20 protein-coding genes and 2 riboswitches are annotated in these 26,373 nt (G+C 41.4%); of the genes, 5 read left to right on the top strand and 15 right to left on the bottom strand.

The window, feature by feature from the left end:
• Nucleotides 1-599 precede the first annotated feature (599 nt).
• The 3 genes from ACZ5Q0_RS08545 to ACZ5Q0_RS08535 form a co-directional block, all read right to left on the bottom strand.
• Entirely contained in the window at nt 600-1,832 is a 1,233-nt protein-coding gene (locus ACZ5Q0_RS08545) for a glycosyltransferase family 4 protein (RefSeq protein ID WP_447182428.1), read from the bottom strand.
• 64 nt (nt 1,833-1,896) lie between these two features.
• A complete protein-coding gene (locus tag ACZ5Q0_RS08540; protein WP_447182427.1) occupies nt 1,897-2,826 on the bottom strand; it encodes a branched-chain amino acid transaminase in 930 nt (309 codons plus the stop codon).
• A 19-nt stretch (nt 2,827-2,845) separates the two neighbouring features.
• Nucleotides 2,846-3,193: a sugar transferase gene (locus tag ACZ5Q0_RS08535; protein WP_447182426.1), complete on the bottom strand. Its 348-nt coding sequence runs from the start codon at nt 3,191-3,193 to the stop codon at nt 2,846-2,848.
• A 73-nt stretch (nt 3,194-3,266) separates the two neighbouring features.
• On the opposite strand from ACZ5Q0_RS08535, the gene istA reads away from it, so the two are divergent.
• Both istA and istB read left to right on the top strand, forming a co-directional pair.
• Complete coding sequence (istA, locus tag ACZ5Q0_RS08530; RefSeq protein ID WP_446818299.1) at nt 3,267-4,784, top strand: IS21 family transposase; 1,518 nt, start codon at nt 3,267-3,269, stop codon at nt 4,782-4,784.
• An 18-nt stretch (nt 4,785-4,802) separates the two neighbouring features.
• Nucleotides 4,803-5,549: an IS21-like element helper ATPase IstB gene (istB, locus tag ACZ5Q0_RS08525; RefSeq protein ID WP_446818298.1), complete on the top strand. Its 747-nt coding sequence runs from the start codon at nt 4,803-4,805 to the stop codon at nt 5,547-5,549.
• A 15-nt stretch (nt 5,550-5,564) separates the two neighbouring features.
• Here istB and ACZ5Q0_RS08520 read toward each other — a convergent pair whose 3' ends face one another.
• From ACZ5Q0_RS08520 to ACZ5Q0_RS08490, 7 genes are all read right to left on the bottom strand, one after another.
• Nucleotides 5,565-5,945 carry a sugar transferase gene (locus ACZ5Q0_RS08520; protein WP_447182425.1) on the bottom strand — a complete coding sequence of 127 codons (381 nt, stop codon included), beginning with the start codon at nt 5,943-5,945 and terminating at the stop codon, nt 5,565-5,567.
• Nucleotides 5,946-5,994: 49 nt separating this feature from the next.
• Nucleotides 5,995-6,780, bottom strand: a complete 786-nt coding sequence (locus tag ACZ5Q0_RS08515; protein WP_464827103.1) for an aldolase/citrate lyase family protein — start codon at nt 6,778-6,780, stop codon at nt 5,995-5,997.
• Nucleotides 6,781-7,751: 971 nt separating this feature from the next.
• Nucleotides 7,752-8,132 (bottom strand): type IV pilin protein, encoded by a 381-nt coding sequence (locus ACZ5Q0_RS08510; protein WP_446818472.1) that lies wholly within the window; start codon nt 8,130-8,132, stop codon nt 7,752-7,754.
• Between the two features lie 109 nt (nt 8,133-8,241).
• A complete protein-coding gene (locus ACZ5Q0_RS08505) occupies nt 8,242-10,086 on the bottom strand; it encodes a polysaccharide biosynthesis protein (protein WP_446818473.1) in 1,845 nt (614 codons plus the stop codon).
• 417 nt (nt 10,087-10,503) lie between these two features.
• Nucleotides 10,504-11,223, bottom strand: coding sequence for a CpsD/CapB family tyrosine-protein kinase (locus ACZ5Q0_RS08500; protein ID WP_446818474.1), 720 nt, complete (start codon nt 11,221-11,223; stop codon nt 10,504-10,506).
• A 1-nt stretch (nt 11,224) separates the two neighbouring features.
• On the bottom strand, nt 11,225-12,562 hold the full coding sequence (locus tag ACZ5Q0_RS08495; RefSeq protein ID WP_446818475.1) for a GumC family protein: 1,338 nt from the start codon (nt 12,560-12,562) through the stop codon (nt 11,225-11,227).
• A 216-nt stretch (nt 12,563-12,778) separates the two neighbouring features.
• Nucleotides 12,779-13,570 carry a tyrosine-protein phosphatase gene (locus ACZ5Q0_RS08490; protein WP_446818476.1) on the bottom strand — a complete coding sequence of 264 codons (792 nt, stop codon included), beginning with the start codon at nt 13,568-13,570 and terminating at the stop codon, nt 12,779-12,781.
• Between the two features lie 164 nt (nt 13,571-13,734).
• Here ACZ5Q0_RS08490 and ACZ5Q0_RS08485 point away from each other — a divergent pair, with 164 nt between their 5' ends.
• Nucleotides 13,735-14,271: a hypothetical protein gene (locus ACZ5Q0_RS08485; protein ID WP_447182423.1), complete on the top strand. Its 537-nt coding sequence runs from the start codon at nt 13,735-13,737 to the stop codon at nt 14,269-14,271.
• A gap of 58 nt (nt 14,272-14,329) precedes the next feature.
• Here ACZ5Q0_RS08485 and ACZ5Q0_RS08480 read toward each other — a convergent pair whose 3' ends face one another.
• Together ACZ5Q0_RS08480 and ACZ5Q0_RS08475 are read right to left on the bottom strand one after the other, a co-directional pair.
• Nucleotides 14,330-15,970 carry an S-layer homology domain-containing protein gene (locus ACZ5Q0_RS08480; RefSeq protein ID WP_447182422.1) on the bottom strand — a complete coding sequence of 547 codons (1,641 nt, stop codon included), beginning with the start codon at nt 15,968-15,970 and terminating at the stop codon, nt 14,330-14,332.
• A 176-nt stretch (nt 15,971-16,146) separates the two neighbouring features.
• A complete protein-coding gene (locus tag ACZ5Q0_RS08475; protein ID WP_447182421.1) occupies nt 16,147-18,792 on the bottom strand; it encodes an S-layer homology domain-containing protein in 2,646 nt (881 codons plus the stop codon).
• A 644-nt stretch (nt 18,793-19,436) separates the two neighbouring features.
• Between ACZ5Q0_RS08475 and ACZ5Q0_RS08470 the strand changes: the two genes are divergently transcribed.
• Nucleotides 19,437-21,704, top strand: a complete 2,268-nt coding sequence (locus ACZ5Q0_RS08470; RefSeq protein WP_446818480.1) for a sensor domain-containing diguanylate cyclase/phosphohydrolase — start codon at nt 19,437-19,439, stop codon at nt 21,702-21,704.
• A 47-nt stretch (nt 21,705-21,751) separates the two neighbouring features.
• Nucleotides 21,752-21,888: riboswitch (molybdenum cofactor riboswitch) on the top strand.
• Nucleotides 21,889-21,951: 63 nt separating this feature from the next.
• Nucleotides 21,952-22,064, top strand: a riboswitch (molybdenum cofactor riboswitch).
• Nucleotides 22,065-22,737: 673 nt separating this feature from the next.
• Here the strand turns inward: ACZ5Q0_RS08470 and ACZ5Q0_RS08465 are convergent.
• Nucleotides 22,738-23,403: an N-acetylmuramoyl-L-alanine amidase gene (locus ACZ5Q0_RS08465; protein WP_446818481.1), complete on the bottom strand. Its 666-nt coding sequence runs from the start codon at nt 23,401-23,403 to the stop codon at nt 22,738-22,740.
• 828 nt (nt 23,404-24,231) lie between these two features.
• Complete coding sequence (locus tag ACZ5Q0_RS08460; protein ID WP_446818482.1) at nt 24,232-24,645, bottom strand: putative ABC transporter permease; 414 nt, start codon at nt 24,643-24,645, stop codon at nt 24,232-24,234.
• A 186-nt stretch (nt 24,646-24,831) separates the two neighbouring features.
• On the opposite strand from ACZ5Q0_RS08460, the gene ACZ5Q0_RS08455 reads away from it, so the two are divergent.
• Nucleotides 24,832-25,482, top strand: a complete 651-nt coding sequence (locus tag ACZ5Q0_RS08455; protein WP_446818483.1) for a protein-L-isoaspartate(D-aspartate) O-methyltransferase — start codon at nt 24,832-24,834, stop codon at nt 25,480-25,482.
• A 3-nt stretch (nt 25,483-25,485) separates the two neighbouring features.
• Here ACZ5Q0_RS08455 and ACZ5Q0_RS08450 read toward each other — a convergent pair whose 3' ends face one another.
• The gene (locus ACZ5Q0_RS08450; RefSeq protein WP_446818484.1) at nt 25,486-26,193 is read right to left on the bottom strand and encodes a M15 family metallopeptidase; all 708 of its coding nucleotides are present in this window, start codon (nt 26,191-26,193) and stop codon (nt 25,486-25,488) included.
• Nucleotides 26,194-26,373: the final 180 nt, after the last annotated feature.

Genomic DNA, 26,373 nt, shown 5'->3' with positions numbered 1-26,373 from the left:
ATATCACTTAGCTGTATAAAGCAGCCACTTTTCAATTATGTGTTATATCTTCTATCTATTGGTATCTTATACATTAAAGTTTCGCCCTAATATATTTGGTGTTATTACAGACGCTCTGTGTTTACCATTTATGGTTGCCTTCCATTTGCGTTGCTTTTGGATTTTATCATTTTTCTTTATAAATATCTAAACTGTCCTTCGCTGGTATGGTAATATTTTGACTTCTGCCTAGATGTGTTCGGTTCAACTCCCCATACGGAAGTTTTATATGGGTTGCTTTAATTACCTCAAGTATTTGATGATTTTTCTCTTGGCTTGGCCTAGCTATGCTTCGTGAGACTTGATTTTTATAGCACTTCAATTCTATCAATAACATTCGAACGTTGTTTTTTGTTCTTTTATTCTAAAGGGCTGGATGTGAGACACCCAAGTCTTTTTTATCTTCACTTATGTTCAATTTTTTATCACCATTTTTGCAGAGCTTTCCTTTAATTTTTAAACATACCTTTTATTGTTATTCCCCACTTTCAAACACTCTCATGATCATTGTATAATCACTAACTCGATGCCCGCCGGAAGTGGGAATGAGGCAAACTAAATTATCTATTTAATGTTGATATTTCTTCAAGATAACTTGACATTTCTGAATATACTTTGTTAGCTTCAAACTTTTCTTTAAATAAGTTAACGGCATTACGACTTAAAATATTCAAAAGTGAACGATCAGAATATATCTTATAAATTAACTCCGAAAGCTCATCTCCATTGTTGTAAATGTATCCACAATTATACTTAGTAATAAGATCGTTCATTTCTCCATTTATACTTAATAAAATAGGAATACCAGCAGAAAGGTATTCTGCAAATTTATTCGGTATATTTAATGTAAAATTCTTACTTTCTCTATATGGTGCTAACCCTAAAGAGGTTAATTCAAGTAAAGATCTAATTTTAGATTGATTTACCCAACCAGGAAACTTTACATTTCTAAAATTTAATGCTTTATTTTTAATGGATACTAATGATTCACCATCACCACAAATTATAAATTTAATGTTTTCTACAGTATTAAGTTTAGCAGCTGCCGTCAAGATAGGTTCTAACAGAAATTGTTTACCAATTGTACCAAAAAAACTGACTACAAAATCTCCATCTTCAATACCTATATCATTCCAATATTTATTATTTTCTTCTGTAACCCCCCCTATTTTGTATGCCATGTTAAAAACTCGATCTGAACTCGATTTATTTCTGCCACTATATGATAACCCCCACTGCAAAAAGCTATCTGTTAACGCTGTAATGCCATCAGCATTTTGTAGCAATCGTACTAATCTTCCTTGAGAATGCAAAACATATGGTTTAATTATAATACGAAATAATTTTGGAACCATTTCTATGAATATATCTGGCCATAAATCCCTGATATCTACAACAACTGGGATATTGTTGTTTTTCGCATAAATAACTGCTGCTTCGGCTAACTCAATTGTAGGCATAGAACACAAAATAACATCTGGTTTATCTATTCCATCGGCTAGCTCAAGAAATCTTTTTGCTGTATAACGATGGTGTTTAATTCTTGCAAGAGAAATATTACGTCTATAAGAATTTGACCAAATTAACTGAACATCATATTTTGGTGAAATATTTACCTTTGTATCTTGAAAATATCTTTGGATTTTTCTAGCATGATAAAAGGTGGAATTAAACCAGGTCACTCTATGTCCTCTAGCAATTAATTGTTCTGCTAGTAATCCCATTCTTCTTAATCTATCTTTAGTATCATCACAGGGAAGGGCTTCTCCCTCATTAATTAACCAAATATGCATAACAAATTCCTTTCATTAACAATACGCACATGGTTGTACTAAATATCCATTCTAAGCGGGCAGACTATTCATAAATTGGAAAAATCCACTCTTTGTACTTTTCACTTTTTCCACGTACGATATCTAAATATTTATCTCTTAAATTTAATGTTATTTCTCCCGGCCGTTCTTCTGCAATTTTATATTTATCTATAGAAAGTACGGGGACAACCTCCATTGCAGAGCCACATAAGAAAACTTCATCTGCTAAATACAGTTCTGTCCTATCAATCTCTCTCTCCATAACTTTTATGTTAAATTCTTTTTGTGCCAACTCGATAATTGTACTTCTTGTTATACTTTCAAGAATAGAAGCACTCAACGGTGGCGTAATTAATACATTATCCCTAACTATAAATAAACATGACCCCGGTCCTTCAGCTACTTTACCTTGATCATTCAAAAAAATTGCAGAATCATAACCATTCTCTAAAGCCTCCATTTGTGCCATTCTACTATTGATATAATTAGCTCCGGCCTTTATTTTAGGAGAAATATTTCTATCACTAATACGTTCCCACGAACTAATACAACATTTCATGCCAAGTTCCGAGATACCAAGCGTTCGTCCTTTTGGTATAGGTGCAATAAACATATTAGTCGGTCCTTTTGACATCCACGAACCAAAGCCATCAATAAAAACAGTCTGGCGAACTGCTAGATCTTCTTTATAACCATTAGCTTTTACAACATCAATTAATCCTTGCTGCAACTCATCAGTTGTATATTTATCTTCCATTCGAAACATTTTAATTGAATTTTTCAGCCTCTTATAATGATCGCTCAAACGAAATGCATACAATTGTTGCCTCTCATCATTCCAATAGCAACGAATACCTTCAAAAACATTAGCCCCAAACTGAGATGTTGGGGATAATACATTTATTTTCGCCTCTTGAAGCGGTATAATTATCCCATTCAACCAAATAAGTCTACTATCAATGCTAGTTTTCAATTAAACCCCCACCTATTATTTATTGGCTTAAGTTATTAGTTCCCGAAATAGACTTCTTTTTTAAATCATAGCTACCTTCCATTTTCATAACCTTGAATATGGTCTGTATAAGAATTTTTAAATCAAATACAAGCCCGATTTTTTCTATATATTCCAAGTCATACTTAAATTTTTCATCCCATGATAATTCATTTCTACCATTAATTTGTGCTAGTCCCGTCACACCCGGTAGCACTTCAAATCTTCTCTTTGTATTACTGGGATAATCTTCGTATTTATATGGATGATATGTCACTGGAGGCCTTGGTGTTAGCGGTAAACTAAAAGGGAGAAAAATTGGCCAATAAAAACGGAGAATATTATCCACAAAAACCCACCACTGGTAAAATGAATTGGTAATTAATTTTACAGGTGAGGTGGGAGAATTGAAGGGATGGCCAATGTATCAAAAAATTCAGCAGCTTAAGGAGTTGGGGCTTAATAAGTCACAGGTGGAGCGTCAGTTAGCCATCAACTGGAAAACAGTAGACTTCTACTGGGATATGACACCCGAGGAATTTACCGAAAGGCAGAGGAAAGCCAAAAACCGACGGAAAATCCTAGAGCCATACACCGACCAAATTTTACAATGGCTAATGAAATTCCCGGATATATCAAGTGCTCAGATTCATGACTGGCTTAAGGAATATCATGGGGATAACTATCATGGGAAGGAGCGGACTGTTAGACGATACGTTAGTAATTTGCGAAAAACATCTAATATACCAAAGCCGGATAAATATCGGCAGTACCAGGCCGTAGAAGAACTCCTCCCTGGTCAACAGGCCCAGGTGGATCTGGGTCAGAGGGAAGTTATGACAACTACAGGAAAACGAATAAAGCTTTTTGTATTTGGCTTAGTGTTATCACACAGTCGCTACAAATATGTAGAGTGGCTGGATAAACCGTTTACAGCACAAACATTTACATTGTTTCTGTATCGAGCTTTTGAGTTTATAGGAGGGGTACCTAAGGAAATAGTATTTGATCAAGACCGAGTATTGGCTGTTAGTGAAAACTATGGTGATATCATACATACTGAGGAGTTTGAGCGTTTTCGCAGGAACATGAAGTTCACCGTTTACCTTTGTAGGGGAAATGACCCTGAATCCAAAGGGAAAATTGAATCAGTAGTCAAATATGCTAAACAAAACTACGCTGCTCACCGGGTATTTGATAACCTGGTTTTATGGAATGAGGGATGTATTGATTGGTTAAATCGGACTGGCAATGCCAGTATACATGCAACCACAAAGAAGGTACCGGCAGAAGTATTCAAATCAGAACAAGAATACCTGCAACCGATACCCACAATCATAAATAAACCTGAAGATAGTTTAACAAGAAATGTAAGGAAGGACAACACTGTCCTTTATCTTAGTAATCGTTACCGAGTGCCTAAAGGCACGTATTATCCCGGACGTGAAGTAGAATTGAAAGTCAAAGATGGCTATCTTGAAATTTTGGATATAGAAACTAAAGAACTAATTATTATCCGGAAAATATCAACTAAGAAGGGAGTGATAGTTCCTAATCGGGTTGAGCGTGATTATTCCCACAAGATAGATGAACTAAGGAAACAGGCCCTTGCCATGCTGGGTAAAGGCGATAAAGGTACTTGTTTCTTGGATCGTATTAAACAGGAAAAACCCCGTTACATAAGAGATCAACTTCAGTTGATTATCAAAGAGGCCGAGAAATACTCAGAGCTAATTATAGCTCAAGCCCTGGATTACTGCGTACAAAAAGAACTATGGAGCGCAGTGGAGTTTCGTAATGTATTGGAATATTTAGAGCAGCTCAGCCAGGACATAGATGCGCCTGATATTATTGATGCAGATGCCATTCCTTCCGAATATCGAATTAAAACAGAAGTCAGAGATATTAAAGCCTATACTGCACTTTATGAAGGCAGTTAGCAAGGGAGGATATGCTAAATGAATAAATTAAAGGAAACCAAAACCTTTCTGGGCCAGCTAAAGCTGGCCTGGATGAAAGACAATTTAGAAAAGCTCGTAGAGGAAGCAAACCGACAGGATATATCTTATTGTGATTTTCTCTATTCCTTAACCAATGGCGAAATTGATGCCCGGGAACAAAGAGCTTCGGAGCGCCGTATGACCCAAGCTCAGTTTCCCTTCATTAAAACTGTAGATGATTTTGAATTCGCTTATCAACCCGGTATAACTAAAAGACAGATTAACCAGCTATTAGATATGCAATGGCTTGATAAGGCCTACAATCTAATTTTTCTGGGACCACCTGGTTTAGGTAAAACCCATTTGGCTGTATCGTTAGGAATAGAAGCTGTAACAAAAGGTTACAAGGTAAGCTTTGTAAGTATGGACGAATTAATTCGGCACCTGAAAATTCAGTCCACCATTAGCCGCAGTAGGCAGAAAATCAAACGAATAATCAGCTCAGACCTAGTTATTATCGATGAAATTGGCTTTGTGCCAATAAGTAGAGAAGAAGCTAATTTGTTCTTTCAGCTAATTTCTCAACTGTATGAACAGACCTCGTTAATAATTACGTCCAACACGGGTTTTGATGACTGGGCCGAATTGATGGGAGATCCAGTTATTACAACTGCAATTCTGGATAGGATTGTTCATCATAGTGAGATATTTAACCTGACCGGAGAAAGCTACCGTATTAAACATCGTATTTCCATTTTGCAGTAAAGGTCCTATGTAAAATTAATGGCCAAAATTTCTCCAAAATACTTGACCGTTCACACTTGGACCTACAAAACTCATATCTCCTTTTAAAATATTAAAAAGCTGGGGCAACTCATCTAGACTTGTGTTTCTTAAAAATTTTCCGATTTTTGTGACCCGTGTATCATTCTCGTATGAATCAAGCCTAGTACCCATCTTCTCTGCGTTCTCAACCATTGTCCGAAATTTATATATAGTAAAATTTTTTCCTTTTTTCCCGACACGCTGTTGCCTAAAAATAGTAGGACCCTTTGAATCAAATCTAATTAGTATTGCCGCGAAAATCATAATTGGCATTAATAGAATTAAAAGGACCACGCTAAAAACTATATCAAAAGCTCTTTTAATATATTTATACATATGTCCCCTTCTCCTTAATAACAGTACATGATATTAACTATGTTTATAATTAAAGTCCTTTTACAATTTCAGTTACTTTATTAATAACAATATTTCTGTTGGACTGAAAAAAGTCAATTGACTCTTTTGTAAGTTTGATCTCGTAATCTCTAATATCTTTGATCCCAGTTTCAAATAATGTTTTAATCTCATGAAAATATTCCATTTTATTTACATTGCAGAAACTCCTTGATAATATGACCATGCTTGAACCTAGTCGATAGTGCTCCGCAAGTATATTTTCTGCTGGTAAAATTCCTTGCCCAAGCTGTGCTATTCCGCCGAACCCATAAGGAATTTCCTTTTCCTTAATTCTCTTGCATAACATCTCAACTGTGCCGTCAGCTAAAAGTTCAAACATAAATTTCATTTTATATCCAAGATGTAGATCATTCAGTCCGATGTGAATATAATTAATACCTCGTACCGCTAAAATTGAATCTATATTTTCCACAGCCTCTGGGGTTTCCAATAACAGGCACACTTTGGCTCTCTCATTCACATAATCTACAAAAGTTTCAACTTCATTTTTATCCATAAAATAAGGAAGCATTACAATATCTGCTCCATCATTAATTACTTTATTAATTTCTTCTTTTGAGCCTTCATATATTGGATTCACACGTACAAGGAGTTCTGATTTCGTTAGTACTTCCTTAATCCTTTTAATATCAAATATATTATGTCGCGAGATAACTGTATCAAGATACCCCTGCCGTTTCTCTTTGCCATTGATCTCTAAATCAATAAAAATCCAGTCAACACCGCTATTTTCAGCTATTTTTGCGATATTCACATTGTTGGTTATATACATCAATTTTAATGCCACATCTTTTCACCTCTAACAACATTCAGGTCATCTGTATAAGCATCGAGTTTTTTATTTGAATCCAACATGTAGTAGACGATCTGCTTTTTCTAATTATTTTCTACCACATCTAGTATTTATCCATTCCGCATACTCACGGCTTCGCAGAAATCTGGGATTTTTTGACATTTTTGTTATATCTTGCATAACCCGTTTTTGCCTTCTGCTACATCTTGTGTTTTGCTTATCCCTTACATATAATCACGTCAGTTAATTTATTGTTTTACTACATCTTGCATAAAATTTTTATTTTCCTTCAGTTTTATGCTACATATTGTGGTCGGTATCCATAGACCATACTCACGGCTCGCCCGATTATCAGGTAGGGATAAATAAATGCAATATGTTGCAGAAGCTAATCTTTTTCTGTGCTATATATTGATTTTGTAATGATTTTGTCATACAAATTCTCTGTTTATCCCTTCCCCATACTAACCTCGATTCCTTTTTCGTTTTACTACATCTTGCATAACAATTTTATTTTTTACTACTTTTATGCTACATATTGTGGTCGTTACCCATCAACCATACTCACGGCTCGCCCGATTATCAGGTAGGGATAAATAAATGCAATATGTTGCAGAAGCTAATCTTCTTCTGTGCTATATATTGATTTTGTAATGATTTTGTCATACAAATTCTCTGTTTATCCCTTCCCCATACTAACCTCGATTCCTTTTTCGTTTTACTACATCTTGCATAACAATTTTATTTTTTACTACTTTTATGCTACATATTGTGGTCTAAGGCCATCGACCATACTCACGGCTAAATCACATATTCCATATTCCCCACTTTACGCAATATATGGTATGCCCTTAATATCTGCTTACCATATATATGGTAGGTTCCCTTTATTGCAACCAATACTGTGATTTGGGCCTATGGGATATTTAGTTTTACAGAAACGGAACGCTTCCAGTATCTTCATCGCCTTCATTTCCATTAGCTTCATCTTCAGAATGCAAAATGCATCGAACTTCGCCATGTACATATTTGATTTCCCCATTAGCAGGACATATATTTCCGCTATGTTTTTGTAAAAACTCATCAAATACATAATGCGTGTGCTCTTTGTTTTCAATAAGTAAATAAACATGATACATTCTTTCCAACTGCACGCAATTAAAATTACAAACTTGCCGGGTAGCTCGTTCTACACAAACATTATATAAAGGAGCTGCTATTAAAACTAAAATTACTATAATTGCCATTACAATCATAAGCTCAATTAAACTAAAACCTTGATTATGGACTTTCCTGCTTTTCCTTTTTCTCACTTTGCTTGTCCCTGCTGCATATTCCGATTGCAGTGTTCAGTCTTTGATCATATAGTTAATCCTCTTGCGGCTTATTCCAACTGCCATATTCAGTTACGAAATCATACTCCTACCCCACCGCACTCTCCTTCTGCCCGGGGTGATATTCTGGTATTAGTTTTATTATCATATCTATTACATCTTTATTAGTGGTGTAGTCTTTTTTAGTTATATTCATTATGGTTTTGCCTATGTTTTTAATGCCATCTGGTTCTTTATCGGATATGAATATTCTTTCATGTTTGGTGGCGGCCATTTTTTCTTTAGAAGTAAATAGTTCTTCATATAGTTTTTCACCGGGGCGGATGCCGGTAATTTTTATTTCTATATCTTTATCTGGTTCATAACCGGAGATTCTGATTAGATCGGCGGCTAAATCCATTATTTTAACTGGTTCGCCCATATCCAGGACGAAGGTTTCTCCGCCAGTTGCCATAGCCCCTGCCTGGATTACCAGCTGGACTGCTTCCGGTATGGTCATAAAGTAACGGGTCATGTCCGGGTGGGTTACGGTAACCGGTCCACCTTGAGCAATTTGTTTCAGGAAGGTGGGAATAACACTGCCTCTGCTGCCCAGAACGTTGCCAAAACGCACGGCGGCAAATTTAGTGGAGCTAGTGCGGCCAATGTCTTTTATAATCAATTCGGCGACTCGTTTGCTGGCTCCCATTATACTGGTGGGATTAACTGCTTTGTCGGTGGATATTTGAATAAATACTTCGGCTGCATAATGATCAGCGGCCAGGGCTACATTACGGGTGCCGATTATGTTGTTGCTGACCGCTTCTTCCGGGTGGCGTTCCATCATAGGTACATGTTTGTAAGCAGCAGCATGAAATACCACCTGGGGCTGGTAAGTTTCAAATATGTGGTTTAGTTTATCGATGTCTTTTATATCAGCCAGCAACGGAATTATTTGCGGATCATTTTTTCCTTCCTGTAGTTCCATTTCAATATCAAACAGGTTGTTTTCACAACAATCCAGCATGATCAGTTTAGCAGGAGAAAGACGAGCCAACTGGCGGCATAGTTCGGAGCCGATAGATCCACCTGCTCCGGTGACCAGCACCGTTTTACCGCAAATATAACCGGAAATAGCCTTTAAGTCGGTACGGATCGGCTCCCGGCGTAAGAGGTCTTCCATCTGCACATCACGTACTGTGGCAAGAAGGTTACCACGGCCATTTAAGGTTTGATTCATGGCCGGAAGAATTTTAATCCTGGCTGGAGTTTTTTTACAGATATCTACGATTTCCCGGATAGCTTCCCCATGTACAGAAGGCATGGCTATAATAATCTCATCAATTTGTAAGGCTTCTACTGCTAACGGAATTTTTTTGCGGTTTCCCAGTACCTTAATACCGGAAAGCATCATCTGGTGTTTGTTTTTCTCATCATCGATAAAGCCGATTACTTTCATGTTAAGGTGAGGGTTATTGCGAATTTCCCGCACCAGCATAGCGCCGGCATCCCCGGCTCCTATGATTAATACCCGGCGGCACTGTTTCGGCCTAGACCCAAAGAGGTAATACCGGCATAGACGCCAGGATAGGCGGGAGGCACCTATGAATATATTCATTAGAATCCAGGCTAGTAGGTAAATGCTGCGGGATAGAATAGGTAGATGAAAAAAGTAAGTAACGATTAGTATGACTGCTAGACTGTAAGTAGTAGCCCGAAATATGGCAAACATCTCACTGATACTGGTGTATTCCCAGATACGACTGTACAGTTTTACTGTCCAGAAAAGGGCTAGACTGATCCCTGTAAATAACGGAAGCATTTGCATTAGTATGAGTAAATACTGCGATGGAGCCGTTCCTTCAAAGCGAATTAACAGGGCGACGTAAAAGGATAAGCTGATTAAAATCGCATCCAAGATCACCAGCACTGCTGTGCGCATTCGTTCGTTCATTAATCTACTCCTATACTATTACAATATTAAACCGTTCCTATTTCATTACACTAATAATAGTAGAAGACACCCAGTTCAGAGGACCTACTGCCGCCCATGACCACCCTCCTGTAACTATCTCCTACTCAGGCTCTATTTTATATGATATTGAGTTCTACATTAAATATGGGATTTCCTGCTTATTAGTCATAATGCCTCCCGATAACCATCGTAAATTTTCCGTGACTTTCGGCATATTTTTATCATAGTTCGACTCTTTGTTTAAGAGATTTGATCATAATAGAGCTTTTACAAATTAAATAATCGGTTTATAAGTAAAGTCCCTGGCTATAGTCTGTAAATCGGGTTTTGTTCGACAAAAAAAGCAGGGTTTTAGTCAGCCCTGCCCTTTTATGTTATATGTAGTTATCGATAGGTTTAAAGCTTCAGGCTGGAGGTGTCACTGGAAGAATCACGAGAATAATAGTAATAGTACTGGTACTCTTTAGCTTCCATTTTAAACTGGTTTAAAACTACCCCAATAATATTAGCATTAGCATTAAGTAATTGCTCTTTAGCTTTTTTAGCCAGGTCATAACGGGTAGCAGCATAACGTACTACCAGAATGACCCCATCTACCTGGCTGGCCAGGATAGAAGCATCCGCCACTGCCAGTACAGGAGGAGCATCAATCAGCACATAATCATATTTTTCCAGCAGAGCAGGCCATAGGGAGCGGGTACGCTCCGAGCCCAGCATTTCCGCCGGGTTAGGGGGAATGGGACCACTGGTTACCAGGGTGAGATTTTCTACGACTCCTTCATGAGCTACTTCTTCAATGGTAACCTGGTGCATCAAACAGTTAGTAACGCCCCGGTGATTATCCACCTTAAATATATGGTGTAATACGGGTTTTCTCAGGTCACAGTCTAATAGCATGACCCGGTTCCCGGCCTGGGCCAAGGTCACCGCCAGGTTGGCAATAGTAGTAGACTTACCATCCTGGGGGCTGGTACTGCTTACTAAAATCGAACGATAAGAATGATCTACTGAAGCAAAGCCCAGGTTAGTCCTTAAGGTCCGGTAAGCTTCGGCAAAAGGTGATTTAGGACGATGATATGTGATTAATTCATGATCTCTAGATAATTTTTTGGCCATATTAACCTCCGTAGGGACTTTGCCCGGTATTTTGCGCCGTCATCTTAGGGATAACCCCTAATACGGGTAATTCCAGTTCCCGGTTAATGTCATCCGGTGATTTAATAGTATTATCCAGGTATTCCAGGATAAAAGCCAACAGGGTAAATAATATAATTCCTAATATAAAAGCTATGGCAATGTTAAGTTTCTTATTAGGCTTGATAGGGGCTGCCGGTATAGATGCTTCTGATACCACCATTACACTGGTATCCCCCAGGTCAATTGATTTTGCAATCTGGGTTTCGGTTCCTTTTTGGGCTAAGGTTTCCGAAGTTTGTTTTAACCTTTCTACTTCTCTAGCCAGCCGGTCTTGTTCTACTCTTTTTTCGGCCAGTTCCGCCTGAAGTCCGTCTATCTCCACATAAAGGGATTCTACCAGGTACTGCAGCCCTTCCAGTTCCCCCTGTTTTTCCGCCAGGCTGGCTTTTTTCTCTGCTACCTGCTGGGCTAAGGATACATAGAGGGGATTTAATTCCTGGCTGGTTACCATGCGCCCCTCTGTCCAATTTTCTACTGATACGGTATGAGGAATAGCATTCAGATCCTGTTCCAGACTGGCAATCCCGGAATACATCTGCTGTACTTCTACCTGCAGGATTTTAAGCCGGGAACTGTATTTTACTACGTCTTCGGATTTGCTGGCAAATTCAGCTTCCAGTACCTCTACCCCGCCAGGTTGCCTCTGGAATTCTTTTAAAGCCTCGGTAGCTTTATAAAGCTCTTGATCAGTCAGGTTTTTTTGTTTTTCCAGGAAGGCTACTGATCTGGTCAGCTGTTCCTGGTTTTTATCAGTCATTAACTGCAGGTATTCGGTGGAAAGGGTATTACCTATACGAGCCGCCAGTTCCGGATCAGCATTAGTAACCTTAACATCGATCAGGTTAGAGTCTTTTACCACGGTAGCCTCGATCATTCCTGACAGCTCGGCGGCTGTATAAGGCAGATCCAGTTTTTCAATAATGCGTTTCATCAGGGCTTCGCTTTTGATCTGCCCCAGGTAAGTACTCATGGTCCACACCGGTATCTGGGATACTGCTCCTACTAAATCTTCCAGGCCTTCCCCGCGCTGAGCCGGAGCAGCCTGCAGTTTTTCCGTAGCCTGGGTAACCATCAGCAAGGTCTGGGCCTGGTAGATAGGAGTTAAGACAAAAAAGCTGATTATACCTGCTGTAAAAGCAAATAAAAGACTCATTACGATAATTAGTTTGCTCCATTTTTTAAGTACAGTTATTATTTCTCGCAAATCTATTTCAATTTCGTCTTCAGCATTATAAGCATCGTACTTCTGCTCACTCAATCACTTTTTCCCCTTTCCCGTTTAATAGCCAAAGCAATATCGGGCTGACCCTGATTTGGTTTTTCTATCTATATACAATCCCCGTCCCCCATAAACTAGCCGGGCCAATCCCGGTTTAAACCGGGCCTAGTTTTTATCGGCATTATTTCACACCATGCACAATAATTTAAGATTCCACAAAAATTAGGAAAATCCTTCCTGTTAGGTAGTTACTTATCAAATATTAATGCCCAAACGTCCTAAAAGGGCTTGGGGCCAGCGGTTGCGGGCTGGAACAACCTGGGCCGGCTCCAGGGAGGCACCGGAAATTACCTTATAGGGGTTATCATATACCAGTGTTTCGACAAAGGAGACACTAAAACGATGCTTTAGCTCCTGCACCGCCCCGGATAGCCGCGGAGAGCGGCCGTTGATGGAGTGGGCATCACTGGCTAAAAGGTGTCCTAAGCCTTCCTCTATATAGTTCAGAGCCATCCTTTTTACCATTTTCCCAAACATTCCCGTCACACTTCCAGAGGTAATCTGGGTAAGCATGCCCCGGGAAACTAGTTCCCGTAAAAGTTTATGATTACGGATAAATCCCCGGTTGCGCTCCGGGTGGGCAATAATGGGGGTAATCCCCTGGATCTGCAGTTCGTATAAAACTTGGCTGGTATAAGGAGGAATAAAGGCACCCGGCAGTTCAACCAAAAGGTATTTACCAGCTTGATTAATGGTGACGAGTTCGCCTTTAGCCAGGGCTTCAGGAAGGTCCGGGTCCAGGTAGTATTCGGCTCCCGGAAGTACCTTTAGGGGGATACCAGCCTGATGTAAGTCCTGCTTTAGTTTATTAAGCCGGGTAAGTATATTTTCTTTACTATTAATATAGGGGCCTTCTAATACATGGGGGGTAGCTGCCAGGTATTCAATGCCATCAGCTACAGCCATCCGGGCCATTTCCAAAGATGTTTCCTTATCAGCCGCCCCATCATCTATAGCTGGTAATATATGAGTGTGAATATCAATCAAAAGGTTTCACCCGCCTGACAAAGTGTTTAAAAATATAGGTTATTGTTCCTATCTTAAGCTATCATTAGTAACCGAAAATAACAATAGGACTAGAGCATCTGTATGAGGTGCAGGAATCTTATCATAGCAGTCGTATTATTAAGAACAGAAGGAGGTTTATTCATTTGCAAAGGAAAAAACGTTTATTTATTACTATAGGAATTCTTATTAACCTGCTCCTGGTAGCCGGTATTTATGTTAATTATCGTCTAGATAAAATGGTAGCACATTTAAACCAACCAGGTGTTTTTATGCAGGAAGTGCCGGTTGATCAGGAAGATTCCCCGGCTGCGGATAGTGGTGATAAGCCAGCCGGTTCTACAGTCAGAGATGACCGCCGATCAACTGCCCCTGCTCTCCCCTCCCCGCAAAAAAAGTCTTCCCAGTTAAATGGTCAGGATATTGCCACCGGGGTACAGAGTAAGGTAAACCGTCCCATTGAAAAAAAGGATCTAATTAGTGCCGGCCTGATTGTCGTCCGACGGCTGGAGTGGCAGGAGATCGATTACCTGTACCGGGTAGGTATTAAAGATAAACAAAGCCCGGAAGAAATCCGCCAGGTACGCCATATCCTACAATCCCGGCTTAGCCCGGAAGAGATAAAAGAACTGCAGAAAATGGGCCGCAAATACGGTCGCGGTCTCACCTTTTTAGATCACTGATAAATTTTATAGTTACGGCCTCCCGGATATGGTTATACCCGGGAGGCTTTTTATTAGGTTATTTTACCTGATTATACAGGCGTAAAATCATAGCTGCAGCTTCGGCTCGGGTAGCATTGGCACCCGGGTCAAAACGCCCTTGATCCCGGCCTTTAACTATGTTTTTATTAACTGCCTGAGCTACCCCTTCTCGGGCCCAGGCGGATATACCAGCCTGATCCGTAAAAGCGGCCAGGGTACTATCGATGCTGGCGGAGTCTATAGTTACCGTTATTCCTTTATAGGCTAGAGCCCGGCCCATCATGACGGCCATCTGCTCACGGGTAATCTTTTCATCCGGAGCAAATTGGCTAGCACTGTAACCGCTGACTATTCCCGCCTGAGCCGCTGCATTGACTGCCGCAAAATACCACTGCTGGCTGGAGACATCAGTAAATTTCCCTTGTACCTGACCGGTGGCGGGGATATTTAAGGCTCTAACCAGAAGAGCTGCAAACTCCGCCCGGGTAACCTGACGGTCGGGAGCAAACTGGGTGGCACTAATGCCGCTAACCAGTTTTAGACTTACCATAGTATTAATATCTTTTTCCGCCCAGTGACCAGTTATATCGGTAAAGTTAGCCGAGGCCCCTGGTATATCCGCTGGTACATCAGGAGTAGCGGCTCCAGTTTGGGCCGGTTTCACCTTGCCGATTAGGGCATAGACGCTAAAATGGGTAGTAGTAAAGGTAACCGTCTGGTTGACCTTATCCAGCTTACCCTGCCTAGCATCCCAGCGATTATTTTTTTCATTATAGTAATAGGCATCTAATGAGTCTTCCGGGATCTCCCCTAAATCTATTCCCTGGTAAGAAATAGTGACGGTTACCGGCCGGTCAAAATCTAATCCTTTTACAGTAGAGGGGGTAAAAGCTATCAAGTCATAGACCGGGCTTATTATTTTTTGCTCTTGGTTTAATTTTTCCGCCAGCTTTTTGGTAGCGTTAGCTTCTAAAGTACGCACCTCTATAGTTAAAATCTTATTATCAGCCAGGGTAATCGCCTGGGCCGGAACACGAAGAGTTACCGCCGGGCTTTCGATCTGGATGGCTTTGTTCCGGGAGGCCAGTTGGCTTAATAGGCTACCAGATATAGAAAGACCCTTACTATATTTATCCAGTGATAAACTCACATAGTCTTTACTGCTATTAAGCTGATTTTCCAGGGAGCTATCCGCACTGCCCTTTACATCTTTAGAGGCTGCTCCGCCCGAGGAACCAGGTCGAGAGCTATCCAGCAGGGCTTCACAGGCAGCATTACGCAAGGGCAGCAGCGAAGGATGCAGCTCGCCTTTTTCCAGGGTATAGTTTATTTCTTCACCAAAGGATTGGAGCATCGCTATAAAAACCGGGCGGTGTACCCTCCAGGAAAGGACTTCTTTTAAGGAGTTAAACATAACCGAGTTGAAGTTGGCCTCGGTTAAGGTACCCTGCCGCTTCACCTGTTCATCCAGGTCATTTAATACGGCTTCAATCTGTGCTTCAGTAGCTCCACCATCCTTGATCCGTTGTACATATTCAGGATACTGGCTTTTTAGCTTATGATAGGTACTCTCGATACTATCAGCCTGGCAGGGATAGGGAAAGACTACCCCCAGGCAAAACACCGTTAATATAAGCACTGTAAATAATTTTGTGCTTTTTCCCTGTAGTAGTTTCATATTGTCCTCCCTTTTGCTTTTCCAAATTCGGCACCTGGAGTTAACTTGGTTTTCACCCGTATCAGACGCAAATTTCCGGGCCTTTCCAAGCTATTAAAAAAGGCCAACCCCTGCAGGTCGGCTGCAGGGGTTTATAAGGCCATAATCACTTAAGCAATTTTAACGGTATGGCTTAGTTATTGCTGCAGGTCATCTGCATCAACCAGGCTAAGGCTAATACCTTGCCCTGGTGATTTCTTGATTACCGTAACTGCTTCTGCTCGGGTAGCTTTACCCTGAGGTTTGTAGGTATTATCCGGATAACCGGTGATGATGTTGTTGCTGCTGGCGATAGCCACCGCCTGTTTAGCCCAGGCTGATACCTTATCACTATCAGCAAATACCTTGGCTTCGCTGGCATCTGCCAATCCGGTGGCTTTAACTATCATGAGAGCCATCTGTTCCCGGGTAATGAAGTCATCCGGTCCAAAGGTATTAGCATCATAGCCGGCTACGATACCGTATGCAGCAGCGGTAGCGATATAGTCTTTACCCCAGTGGTTAACCGTATCGTTAAACACTTTACCGGCCTTTGCTTCCAGGTTAAAGGCTTTGACCAGTACGGTAGCAAATTCGGCCCGGGTAATGGTGTTATCCGGTTTAAAGGTCTGGTCGGGATAACCGGCTATGGCACCATTGCTTACCAGGGACTTAATATTAGCTTCTGCCCAGTGGCCGGTTATATCACTTAATTCTACTGCCGGAGGTACAGGAGGTTCTTCCTCTCCGGCCTTAAGAGTAGCCAGAACGGCGAACATGGTAAAGTGGTTAGTTTCACCACTAATAGTTCCTGCTTCCAGGTCGGCTTTCACATTGTCAAGCTCTACCCATTGCTTATCAGCCTTATCATACCAGTACAGGGAAATGTCATATTTATCCGCATCATAGGCCTTTTTGTCAAAGGATAAGGTAATGGTGACTAGTTTACTAAAGTCAGCTGATTTGTCTTTAGTAATATCCAGTACATAGCTTAACAGTTTAGCATCCTCAGGTGTGAATTGTTTGGCTTTATCAGTAACTTTATCGATCTTTACCCGGAAGTCAGCCGCAAAAGCCTTAGCCGGGATGGTAACCGTGGCATCATATTCTGATATTTCGCCACCTTCGGAGGCTTTAACCAGGGTTCCGGATGGTGCACTACCACCGCCGCCACCGCCGCCGCTGGTGGATTTAGGGGTATAGGCAACAAACTGGGTAAAATGCTTCGTCCAGATTATTTTATCTTTAGCGTTAGAGTGGTCAATATTTCCATCCTCAGCCGCTCCCAGGGCAACAGCTGCAGCGGCATACTTATCTCCCGACTCCAATCCAGCCAGTTTACTGTTTTCAGGAATTTCATGAGGAGTAGTCTCCCCGCCAACTATATAGGAAACCTTTTTACCCTTCTGATCGGGCATAACCAGTAAAACTGGTTTGTCAAAGGTAACCTTACCGGTAGGAGCACCTAACTGCAGTACTACTATATTGTCCCCTTTAATGGTAGCCGCCGGTTTAGCTACTACTTTCGGGCACTGGATTTCACCTGTCCACTCTTTAGGACCGGTTACTTTTGTTCCCGAAGGTATATTTACAGCAACTGTTCCTATATTAGTCGCTTTATTCAGAGCCACCTGGGGCAGGGTAGTTACTTTCTTACCATTTTCTTCAGTAACTGCTATTTTTAGGGTGAAGTTTTCAACACCAGACGGAATTTCAACTGTTACTGGAGTTTCTGGAGTTACTATATAATCCTGGTCTTCTTCAGCGACAACTATAGCCGCTACTTCAAACTTAAGCAGCCAGTCTTTTTCGGGAGTTGCTCCATTATAGTCACGGTATACCGTTATCATAGCCGTACCAGATCCTACGGCTTCCAGGATGAAGTTCCCGGTTCCCGCCTCCTGGGAAACCTTAACTACCTTATCATTGGAGCTGGCAAAGGCTACAAATTTAGTAGCATCTTTGCCCATTATTAATATGGTGTATTCAGGTTTATCCCCTACTTTCAGCTGTAGAGGTGCATTAACCCCCAGCTTGGTTTCCAAACGAACGGCTGCCTTAGCCACTGCATACTGGGCGGCATTACCGGCATCAACAACTTTAGCCAGTTCAACCTGCTGGTTAATCAGTTTATCAACTGACCAGCCGATTTCGGTAAGTTTTCCCTGAAATTTTGTGTTTTGCTCTAAAGCAGCCTGCATAGCCTCTTTTAGATAACCAGGCATTTTATTAACCAGTTCGTCAACTGAAGCATTGGCCAGAAGTCCTGCATCAGTTGCTGTGATAACATTAGGAAGCTGGGCGCGGGAATCGCTTAGGAATTTATAGAGTTCATCTACAGTAATATCAGTACCAAAAAGAATCTGGAAAGAATCTTTATAATTATTTTTGAAGTTTACCAGGGTATCTTTTAAAGTGGCCGAATCAGAAGAATAATAAATACCTGCTAAGCCCTTTGCAAAAGCAGTCATCTCATTTTTAGCATCCTTACCCTGGGCTGTAAAACGGCTATTAACCTCGGTGGTTAATAGAGCGTTTTCCGTACCTACACCCAGGATGGTATCCCACTGCGTCTCGGTAATCCCATCGACTTTACTACGGGCAGCTTTCATGGCTTCCTTATCAGCTTCATCAAAATACTGATAAACCGACTGCAGTTCTGCAACTACACTATCAATAGCCCCGCTGCCTCCCCCGGAAGCAGCTCCGCCCCCGGCTATAGCAGCAGGCATATAGGCGGCTGGTGCCAGGATAGTACATAGGAAGAAAAATAATACCAGTAATGATAGTTTCTTGGGTTTCACGGTCCACATTACCTCCTTATAAAAAATAGTTTTCTTTATATCACATGAGAACCTAAATAAAGTCTCACCCCTTTCCTTGTTTCTCCTTCACCATAAAAGTTGTAATATTGAATAATGACATGTAGACGGTAAGCCTGCGTCGGTCCTGATCGGTTATGGTATATGACTTACCACTGCGACTAACAGGTTGTCATTAATATAGGTAATATAGCTGCGATGATGTTATTATTTTACAGGATATTAGTATTAGATAAAAGGAGAAGATATACCTCCAAATATGAATATTTTAATCCTATAATGATTATTCTTGACGAGTTTCTTAAATTCCTCTTATTTCCCAGGGTCACACCTGATTGATTAAGACCATTTTCCTACTAAATGGTTCTAAACGGGATTACCATATTATGTATCTGTGACTTTTTTCCTCCTGGGGGCTGATCCTTTATTAAAATCTGGGACTTTTGCCTTGCCTGAGGTTAAGAAGTCAGAAATTAATTTCCCCTTTATGCCCGATTTATTCGGAATAAAACGGTAAATATGGGTACCTTTTTTTCAGGACCGATTAAGAGGATTTATGAGACTTTTAAGCGAATGTTTATTTAGAAAAATATTTTAAGCTCAATATATGATAGGAGACGGTTTCTATGGAAGGTGAAGCTAATGTAACACCGCCTGATGGTAACCATAGCTTTGATGTCAACCTTTTTAACAGCAATCCTAAAGAATTATTAGCTGCGCTTTTCAGCAGTTCACCGATTGGTATTTACATTGTTCAGGATGGTAAATTCGTCCTGGTAAATACCCAGTTTCAACGCCTGACTGGTTATACTCAGGAGGAACTTTTAGACACCCCTTCCTTTCAATTGATCTTACCCAAAGACCGTCCTCTGGTACGCAATTGTGCAGTAAAAATGTTAAAAGGAAAAAGTTCCACCCCTTACGAATACCGGATTTTGGACAAGCACGGGGATAGTAAGTGGATTATGGAGACAGTTACCTCCGTTAAATATGCTGGTAAACCAGCTACCCTGGGTAACTTTATGGATATCAGTATCCGCAAAACCATAGAGACAGCCCTCCGGGAAAGCCAGGATCTGTACCGGGATTTATTTGAGAATGCTAATGATATTATTTTCATACTAGATTTAGAGGGAAATTTTGTTTCGGTCAATAAAAGTGCTGAAAAGACTTTAGGCTATTCTTTGGCTGATCTGGCCAATATTAATGTCCGCCAGCTATTAGCTCCTTATTACAAGGAATTTGTAGAGAAGATTTTGAACCTTAAGTCATCTCCAGATCTGACCCGTAACCTGGAGCTAGAAATCATTACTAAAGAAGGCTACCGGGTTCCCATCGAACTTCGCGCCCGGCTTTTAACTAAAAATGGAGTAGCTTTTGCCGTACAAGGCATTGCCCGGGATATCACGGAACGAAAGACCATGGAAAACCAACTGCGTTTAACTAACCAGCGCTTAATGGATATTATTGACTTTTTGCCTGATGCTACTTTTGTGATTGATGATCAGGGTAAGGTCATTGCCTGGAACCGGGCTATTACCGAGATAACCGGTGTGCCTTCGGAAAATATCATCGGAACCGGTGATTTTTGTTATTCTATCCCCTTTTACCGTAAACCCCGCCCTATGCTGGTGGATTTTTTTGATATGGATCCGGAGGAGCTCCAACGGGAGTATGATTATGTAAAAAAAGAAGGTAATAATTTTTATAGTGAAGTGTTTGTCCCTAACCTGAACAATGGCAAAGGAGCTTATATCTGGGCTAAAGCTACCCCCTTATTTGATTCGGAAGGTAACCGGGTGGGAGCCATTGAATCAATCCGCGACATCAGTGATCGTAAAAAATTTGAAGAGCAGCTGAAATATTTAGGCCTGCATGATACCCTTACCGGTCTTTATAACCGCAATTATTTTGAAGAGGAGATGCACCGTTTAGAGTCGGGCCGTTTCTGTTCGGTAGGACTGATTATTTGTGATATGGATGGCCTGAAGCTGGTTAATGACACTTTGGGTCATGATACCGGGGATAACCTGCTCATTACCGCAGCGGCTTTGATAAAAAACTGTTTTCGGGCTAATGATGTAGTGGCCCGCATCGGCGGGGATGAATTTGCCGTACTGGTCCCCGACGGAACTGATGAGATAATGAAAAAAGCCTGCTGTCGTATCCGGTCTGCGATAGCCGAATACAATATCGACCAACCTGACATTCCTCTAAGTCTTTCGGTAGGATATGCAGTTCGCAATACACCTGCACAAACTATGCAGGAAATCTTTGATATGGCTGATAATAATATGTACCGGGAAAAGCTGCAGTGCGGCCAAAATGCCCGCAGTACTATTGTACAGACCCTGCTGAAGACTTTACAGGCCCGGGACCATTTTTCAGAAAGCCATGGGGAGCGAATCAGCCAACTGGTAACATCCATGGCTAAATACATCGGGCTTCCCGGGCACCGGGTGGCGGATATGCGGCTTTTTGCTGAGTTTCACGATATAGGTAAGGTGGGAATCCCTGAAAGTATCCTGGGTAAACCAGCCCCTTTAAGTACCGACGAAAGGAAAATAGTACAGCGCCATTGTGAAATCGGGCACCGTATTGCCCTTTCCGCACCGGAGCTGGTTCCTATTGCCGACTGGATATTAAAACATCACGAGTGGTGGAACGGAAAAGGGTACCCCCTGGGGTTAAAAGGGGAACAGATTCCTCTGGAGTGTCGTATCCTGGCTCTGGCAGATAGTTATGACGCCATGACTAGTGACCGTCCCTACCGCAAATCCCTAACCCAGGATGAAGCTTTAGAGGAAATAAAAAGATGTGCCGGTACCCAGTTTGATCCCCGACTATCCTCGGTGTTTATATATTTGATAAAAAGTCACCCGTCTAAACATTAAAATGCCTCTAATTAACCTTTACTAAAGTGGTTAGACTATGTTAGAATAGAAAAAAATAACTCCGAGTCCGGGAATCTAAGGTAATATGCTATGATTTCCGGACCGATGGGTACAACCGGAAACGTTTGTGCCTCCCGTAATAACGCAGTGGTGCGTTTTGGAAAGGAGTTGGAACGAGACCGTACTTTAGAGACGGACAGGTGTGAGTACTCCTTTTATGCCTGTTCTTTTTTGTTTTTATATTTTTTAATACAAGCATCTCCGAGCCTGCCTGCCTAAGGTTTTTGGCTATGGCATCAGGCCGCTGGGTGTAGCTGGAAACAACTACGCCTCCCGTAAAGGTCCTTTTAACTGGTGTTAGGACCTTATCCGCCCAGTTTCGGATTTTTGGAAAGGGGAAGCACATATACCATGATCCAGGTAAGTGTGTCGTGTCCTTTCCAGGGACACCGCACACTTTTTGTTTTCCTGTGTACCTGGTAGGGCTTTCACATACAATCCCAATCTTTTTCCGCCCGCTTGCGTATGGTAAGCTGGTAGCGTATTCAGGTTGAACCATATTCTAGTGAGTTAAGGTAAAGAATTACCGGGAGATATGAGAGGAATTACGGTTATTGTAATTTTAGTCATATCTAGAAAACTGAGCACGCAAGCGGGGGTCTTTTTTTTAACATTGGTCAAATCACTACATGTATGGTAATTTTCTTTGATCTTCCCAAACCATATTACACGCCAGGGTATCAACTCACTACATGTAGAACAATACCCTTTAGGGATTCTGGCTCTTTTGATATATAACCTTAACTAACGTCAAGTCACTGCATGTAGGATAATATCCCCAGCAAAACACGGTCTGTCGGTTAATGCGGCAAAAGCCGGTAGAACGCAACCGCTGGAGGTTAATTAATTTGACTACTTGCAGACAGAGCTTACTCATAGCTAAACCCGATCATACGATCGGGTTCTTTTTTTGAAAGTAAAGGGAGAATCCTTTTACCTCTTTAAGGAAACAAAAGGACTCTCCCCCTGCTTCCTAGGGGGAACGCAGTTTTTTCAGTAAGTTTAGGGCTACGACTAGTACGAACCACTTACTGGCTGGGTCATCAGGCTGATGCTGGGAGGTAATTAATCCTTCTAGCATGGCCTCCTGCATAATTTTTTGTTTCCAGTCCTCTCCCATTACCTGCTCTTCTTTATCTTTAATAGCCTGCAGGTCTTTAAACAGCCGTTCCCAAGGAAATCCAGGGCCGGGATCATTAGGGCGATTAATACTATCAATACGGTAATGACCGATTATATTATCATTAGTAACGGGAATATTCCATTTTTCTACCAGGTACTGGTGCAGGCTTAATGTAGCCTGGTACTGTTCCTCAGTAAGGCTTTCTCCTGCTAAAGCCTCATGCTCAATAGAAAGGGTGTAACGATTAGGGTTAGATCCGTCATAAAGAGACCATTGGGGTTGGTTAGCAATTCCGTTAGCCCAGGCAGTATCCTCATCTTTTACCAATTGAAATATCTCTCCCTGTTTAGTAACCAGGTAATGGGCACTAGCTTTGGCCCCAGGGTTTTGTAACCAGTAAAGGGTTCCAGGATATAAGCCGGCTGTAATATGGTTAACAATCGCTAGGGGACTACGCCCCGCCCTCCCTAAGGAATAATTAGGACTTCCCACCCATTTGATCATAGGTTTTTCCATTTCATAACCTCCCCGGAAGCAAAGAAACGGTCTTTTTGCTTCCTTTATTGCTGTCGGTAAACGAGACAACTAACTAAGAAGCAAGAATGATTGCTTTCGAGAAGTAAGCTCAGATGATAAGGGGTGTTTTAAAAGAGGGAACACCCCCCATGCTAATGCTTAAGACGTAGAGTTGATAGAATAGACGAATGTAAATACCAATGGGGTAGGCTCCGGAAAGCAGCTAGAACAATCTCGTTTTGCTTTTATTGAAGCCGGGTACGGCAGGTAAAAATATGAAAAGGTAAAGGGCAGAATTAATACATGAGTTGCCTCAACAGCTCCTTTTTATTATATACATATACAATATATTGCAAAATTCCATTTTTCAAATTTCTGGAGTTTATTTGTCATATTAATAAAGAACTCCTTCGACCTTTTTCTACAATCAATTTAACCAGGCTAGCCTACAATAGTCTTATAGGAAGAGGGACTTTTACACTACCACCTATCCCGGTAAACACTATACTAGCCCAGTCTTATAGGAAGGCTGATCTTAGGGATATGTCCTTTATCTACTAATTAAGGGGGAGGTTATGTGCCTTATTTACGATGGAAACGGCTTTTTTCGTTGTTTGGATGGAACGTTTACCGCTGTGATGAATGTGGTTCTTTACACTTATGCCGCAAGGACATACACTTATTGATCTGGGGCAGTCCCTGCTCCCGCCATTTAAATTAAGATATGGAGAGTTGTAGGAAGTACGGGAAAAGTAAGGGAACGTTCTTAATAATCAAGACGATTTACCCGTCAAAAAAAGCCGCCCAAGGACTGGCTCCTTGGTTTCCCTATTTTAATTGCGAAAGGGTTTGGTCGAGGAAATCATGGAGTTGTTCAAAAATTAATCCAGCTGCAAACCATACCGGAATAAAGTCCAGGCGAATAAAACCGTCCACAGAATAAATAGTACGGCCTGAGTAATCCCAAGGGCAGGTACCTATCGTTACCTGAAGTATCCATCCGGCCAGGTACTCAATGGTAAAAATAACCCCCACCCAGATAAACCCCCGCACTATCCAGGAAATACTGCGTATGTGGTCATGGATAGGTTCTAATAATACCCCCATACCATAGATGGGAAACATCCAAAGATAGGTATAAGCCGCCAGGTTTACCGCCCCCATCACTAACGAACCCATACCTGTAAACACCACTTCAGTTATCCAGCCTGCCATTCCATAAATAATAAAGCGTTTCCGCATGTTTTCAGTTTGTCCTAAAATAGTAATAAACGTGCTGTTAATTTGTGCCTATTTTCCTGTTATTAGACGGTGGGCCAGGAAGTTTTTGTAGTTTTTAAATATTCCTGAACTTAGGCGCTTATTTTAACATCCGTATTATCCTAACCTATCATTTACATACTAAACCTATAAAAGGAGGGAACCCTGGTGTTTTACGATACTGATGACTACATTGGTGATGGTAATAGTTTTCGGGACATGAATCAGGATATCATTGATTTTGCCCGGCAGTTAGACCGCAGGCTGTTTATAGATGATGAATACCAGGAATATGCCCATTGCGACCATCCCCTGCCTATTGGGTACGGACAAACCATATCCCAGCCCAGCCTGGTTTTGGAGATGACTTTACAGCTACAGCTCATACCAGGATGTAAGGTCCTGGAAATAGGAACTGGTTCCGGATACCAAACGGCTTTTTTAGCCCATTTTGCTGGCCAGGTATATACGATAGAACGTATTAAGGAATTATCCGAAAAAGCCCGGAAAAGATTAACCCGGATGGGCTATTCTAACATCCATTTCCGGATCGGTGATGGCAGTCAGGGATGGGAAAAGTTTGCCCCTTATGATCGTATTATTGCCGCTGCCAGTGCCGGGCAGATACCAGATGAACTGGTAGCCCAGCTTAAGCCCGGCGGCCGTATGATATTACCGGTGGGTCAACCAGAGGAACCCCAGGATCTGCTGCTGGTATATAAAAATGAAGCTGACCGCATCAGCACTGAAATATTGGAAAAAGTACACTTTGTTGAATTTAAGGGGAAGTATGGCTGGCAGCAAAGCACCGATCCCTAGGGTTTAGTCAGTTTGTGGTGGTATTTCATCCCCGTGGATTATGTCATAGAAGGACCGATCGTGATCTATGAAATGCCACCATTCGTAAAAAATACTGTCAAAGCCATGGTATTCCATTACTAAGCGTAATAGCTCGGCATAATTAAGCTCCTCCTCATTTACATCCCGGTAGTCCCGGTCAGCCCGGGAGGTAAAGTTGTCAAAATCGGTGGGCATAGTTACTTCCCGGCCGGTATGATCTACCAGGGTAACGTCTACCGCTATGCCTCGGGAATGCTGGGAAAAGCCCTGATAAGGATTAATTACAAACCGGGGATCAGGCATTTTCTCCCACAGCTTAAACTGAGCTTCCGGAGGCCGGTAAGCATCCCATACCTTCAAACCAAAACCATAGCTAGCCAGTTCCTGTTGGGCCGCTTTAAGCTTTTCCGCTGTCCCCCTGCGCAGGTAGGCTTTTTTTAAAGTATATATAGGCGTCTGACAGGGATTGTTGGCAGTGGCATAGCGGAGTTCAATCTTAATTCCCGGTATGAATGAAGCTAGGTCAACTATTTCCTGGTCTTTAAATTCTGTAGACCGGCTGTGAACTGACAGTAGATTTTTTTCATCCGTTTCTTCTTGCGGATAGGCTATGGTGATGATTAACAGCAGGGTTAATATTATAATATCTAATTTACGCCGGAAAGTAAGTTCCCCGGGTAATTTCATCATGCACCCTCCCGACTAAACTAAAAAACGGGCTGACAATTAATCCAGGTCTATGCTGACTAACAGGCTATGAAAATCTGAAAACCTAGACAAAAACCTATTGCAGAATATGATTGACGGAACTTAAATTACTCACATCCCCTTTACTGTGCTTTAGCAGGGGTTGGTTTGATTTCTTCCCCC

It is taken from the genome of Syntrophomonas erecta subsp. sporosyntropha (genome assembly GCF_055395365.1).
Note: the sequence above shows the minus strand (reverse complement) of the source record. Positions and strands in the feature narration are given on the sequence as shown.